General features: G+C 72.2%; 4 protein-coding genes. 3 read left to right on the forward strand and 1 reads right to left on the reverse strand.

Features of this window, described 5'->3' with window-relative positions:
- Positions 1–216 precede the first annotated feature (216 nt).
- Positions 217–687 (forward strand): Lrp/AsnC family transcriptional regulator, encoded by a 471-nt coding sequence (locus RIF89_RS13850; protein WP_309069667.1) that lies wholly within the window; start codon positions 217–219, stop codon positions 685–687.
- Positions 688–963: 276 nt separating this feature from the next.
- Here RIF89_RS13850 and phnF read toward each other — a convergent pair whose 3' ends face one another.
- Positions 964–1,704 (reverse strand): phosphonate metabolism transcriptional regulator PhnF, encoded by a 741-nt coding sequence (gene phnF / locus RIF89_RS13855; protein ID WP_309069668.1) that lies wholly within the window; start codon positions 1,702–1,704, stop codon positions 964–966.
- Positions 1,705–1,826: 122 nt separating this feature from the next.
- Between phnF and phnG the strand changes: the two genes are divergently transcribed.
- Both phnG and RIF89_RS13865 read left to right on the forward strand, forming a co-directional pair.
- Complete coding sequence (gene phnG, locus RIF89_RS13860; RefSeq protein ID WP_309069669.1) at positions 1,827–2,321, forward strand: phosphonate C-P lyase system protein PhnG; 495 nt, start codon at positions 1,827–1,829, stop codon at positions 2,319–2,321.
- Positions 2,318–2,515: phosphonate C-P lyase system protein PhnH (locus tag RIF89_RS13865; RefSeq protein WP_309069670.1), on the forward strand; the 198-nt coding region annotated here is incomplete at its 3' end. The genes phnG and RIF89_RS13865, both read left to right, overlap by 4 nt.

Consider the following 2,515-nt stretch of genomic DNA (forward strand, 5'->3'; position numbering starts at 1 on the left):
GTTCGCGATGCGCCCGGCGGGCAGCGAGCCGTCGACGACGACCACCCACTTCAGCCGCGCGGCGCGCGTCGGTGCGGCGGTGTCGATCTCGTCGGGCGCGAAGCCGATGTCCATGTGCTCTCCTCGTATCCGGATGGGCGGGCAATCATCGAGAATGTAGCCAGGGATCCGCTCCTGCGGATGCAGCGGCGTACGACGTACGGATGAGGTTGGAGAATGGCGGATCTGGACGGACTTGATGTGGCGATCCTGGCCGCGCTCCAGACGAATGCACGGATGACGAACCGTGAGGTGGCGGCGCGCGTCGGGGTCTCGCCGACCACCGCGCTCGACCGGACGCGCGCGCTGCGGCGGCGGGGCATCATCCGCGGCGCGACGCTCGACATCGACCTGCCGAGCGTCGGGCGCGGAGTGCAGGCGCTCATCTCGGTGCGCGTGCGGCCGCCGTCCCGGGACGTGATCGAGGCGTTCCGCGACTGGGTGTCCGACCTGCCCGAAACGCTCGGCGTCTTCGTCGTGAGCGGCGACGTCGACTTCGTCATCCACGTCGCCGTGGCCGACAACGACGCGCTCTACGCGTTCGTGATCGACCGGCTCACGGAGCGCGAGGAGATCGCGGACGTCCGCACGACCGTCGTGTACGAGCACCTGCGCGGACCGGGGATCGGCGTCACACCGACGCGCTGAAGCCCGGTGCGACGTGGCGTGACGTCACGCACCGTCACAGCCGACCGCGGTGTCCGGACAGGCCCATAGCGTGGGGGCATCGCGGCGGTCCGGGTGGTCCCGGGGCCCGGCTCATACCCGGCGCTGCAGCGGGTTCGACTCCCGCCGTCGCGTCGGAGCCCGCGCCGGGCCGTTTCGACGAGCCGAAGCAGCGCGACCGCGAAACCTCTGTCGCGCGACGAGACATCGCCGCGCGTCGATGATTCGTCGCGCGATCGAGGTCTCGCGCTGAGGCCTCTAAGGCGCGGACCCCGCGTGCTCGATGTCCAGCCGCACCCGCTGGGCAGCGAAGCGCGTGATCTGGTGCTGCAGGGGAGTTCCGTCGACCAGCGTGTCGAGCGACTCGGTCACCAGGACGATGGCACCCGGGTCGAGCGCGAGCAGCTCGGCCTCGGAGGCCGTGGCGTGCCGCGCCGCCACGACGGTCGACGCGCGGACGTAGTCGTCGACGCCGCTCGCCCGCAGGGCGGCCGTGACCGATGACGTACGGCGCAGCGCCGCGGCACCGTCGGGCAGGAGCGCGGGATCGAACCAGCGCGTCGCGAGCGCGATCGGCTCGCCGTCGACCGTCCGCAGGGCCTCGACGCGGACGGCGGGAGCGCCGGTTGCCATACCGAGCCGGGCGGCCACATCGGCGGGGGCCGGCTCGGTCGCGCTCTCGAGCACGCGACCGGCGGAGGAGTGACGGTCGCCGAGGCTGGTCGACAGACGGGTGCGCATGCCGATCCGGTGCACGTGGACGGATCCACCCGTCACGAACGTGCCGCTGCCTCGGCGCGACTCGACGAGGCCGTCGGCCGCCAGGGATGCCAGTGCTTGGCGTGCCGTGTGGCGGTTGACGCCGAACCGCTCGGCGAGCGCGCTCTCGGACGGCAGGCGATCGCCCACCGCCAGGCGGCCCTCGGCGATGTCGGCGCGCAGCTCCTCGGCGATCAGGCGCCACGCCGAGTAGCCGGTCGCACGGGCGGGTTCGGACACACGTCTCCTCAAGGGGTTCACCGGATGTTCATGCGCTCGTGGACGGATCCGGCTTCTGCTCCTCACATCGTGCCACTAATCTCAAAGTTGTCTAGTGAAGTAGACAAGTTACGAGGAGACGGATGGATCAGCACGAGGACGTCGAGTCGCGTCGTCGCACCGCGCGAGTGCTCGCGAACGCCGCCGAGGCAGAGCTCGCGGCGCTCTGGGACGCATGGCCGGATCGCCCGCAGGTGCAGTACCTGCGCGGCCCGGAGGCCGGCCTCGTCATGGTGCAGGGCCGCACGGGCGGCACCGGCGACCGCTTCCACCTCGGAGAGGCGACGGTGACCCGCGCGACCGTGGTCGTGCGATCCGACCAGCCTGATGCCGACGAGGGCGTCGGCACCGCCTACGTGCTCGGCAGCCACCCCGAGCACGCCGGGCTCGCGGCGATCTTCGGCGCGATGCTCGCCTCCGGCCGGCGCGAGCGCGTGCTCGCCGACGTGATCGAGCCGCTCGAGCGGGCGCAGGCCGAGCGTGACGCGCTCGCCCGCGCCGAGGCGCGAAGCACGGTCGTCGACTTCTTCACCGTCGCTCGGGAGAACTCCGGCCCGGACGAGGAGGATGACGAGTGAACACCCTGACGGCGCAGAACCACCTGCCGGGCTTCGCCGATCCCGTGCACGACGCGCAGCGCGTGTTCCGCGCGGTGCTCGCGGCGATGGCGCGCCCCACGCTGGCGCAGCCGATCCTGGGCCTTGCCCCGCTGCAGACTCCCGCGCCGCTCGGCCGCGTCGCGGGAGCGGTCGTCCTCGCCCTGTGCGACGAG

This window comes from Microbacterium sp., from assembly GCF_031178525.1.
Taxonomy (GTDB): domain Bacteria; phylum Actinomycetota; class Actinomycetes; order Actinomycetales; family Microbacteriaceae; genus Microbacterium.

Coding starts and splice junctions, on each gene's coding strand:
- phnG (WP_309069669.1), top strand. CDS start 1,827: ATGGATCAGCACGAGGACGTCGAGTCGCGTCGTCGCACCGCGCGAGTG.
- RIF89_RS13850 (WP_309069667.1), top strand. CDS start 217: ATGGCGGATCTGGACGGACTTGATGTGGCGATCCTGGCCGCGCTCCAG.